The organism is Streptomyces sp. JJ38 (assembly GCF_019303475.1).
In the GTDB taxonomy this organism is placed as follows: Bacteria; Actinomycetota; Actinomycetes; order Streptomycetales; family Streptomycetaceae; genus Streptomyces.
The window spans coordinates 1-857 of record NZ_JABLSI010000103.1; the positions used below are offsets into that span (position 1 = coordinate 1).

At 69.5% G+C, this 857-nt stretch carries 1 protein-coding gene; it reads right to left on the reverse strand.

The genetic code is table 11. From position 1 onward, the window contains the following. Positions 1 to 857, reverse strand: an 857-nt coding sequence (locus HPT28_RS26425) for a S8 family serine peptidase (RefSeq protein WP_219094493.1), incomplete at both ends; no start/stop codon positions are given.

An 857-nucleotide genomic window follows, 5' to 3' on the forward strand; every position in this document is an offset into this window, starting at 1 on the left:
GCCGAGGACGAGGCGTCCACGGTGTAGGTGGTGTTGATGTTGTCGCTGCTGCCGCCCTCACCGTGGTTCTTCAGGACGACCTTGGAACCGTTCGGGGCGACGAGCTCGACCTTCAGGTCACCGATGTAGGTGTGCTTGATGTCCACGGCCACCTTCAGGTCGGCCGGGGCGTTGCCACCGACGCCGCTGACCGAGATCGGCGACTCGACCGTGCTGTGGTCGTTGATGTCGTAGTTGTTCTTGTTCTCGAAGAAGCCCTCGCCCGGGTCGCCCGGGTCACCCGGGTCACCGGGGTCGCCCGCGCCGACCTGGAGCAGCAGGTTCGGGGTGCCCGACGGCACGCCGCTGAGCTTGTTCTGGGCGGCGGCGGACTCCAGCGCGGAGTCGACCTGCGTCGGGGTGTAGCCCGGGTTGTCGCCGAGCAGCAGGGCGGCGGCACCGGCCACGTGCGGGGAGGCCATCGAGGTGCCGGAGATGGTGTTGGTGGCGGAGTCGCTGCCGATCCACGCCGAGGTGATGTTCGAGCCCGGGGCGAAGATGTCCAGCACCGAACCGTAGTTGGAGAACGACGAGCGGGCGTCGCTGCTGGTCGACGAGCCGACCGTCAGCGCCTCCTGGGTGCGGGCCGGGGAGTAGTTGGCGGCGTCGGCGTTGCTGTTGCCCGCCGCCACCGCGTACGTCACACCCGCGGCGATCGAGTTGCGCACCGCGTCGTCGACGCTGGAGCTGGCGCCGCCGCCGAGGCTCATGTTGGCCACGGCCGGAAGCTGCGCGTTCTCCGTCACCCAGTCGACGCCGGCGATGACGCCCGAGTAGGAGCCGGACCCGTTGTCGTCCAGGACGCGGACGGAGACCAG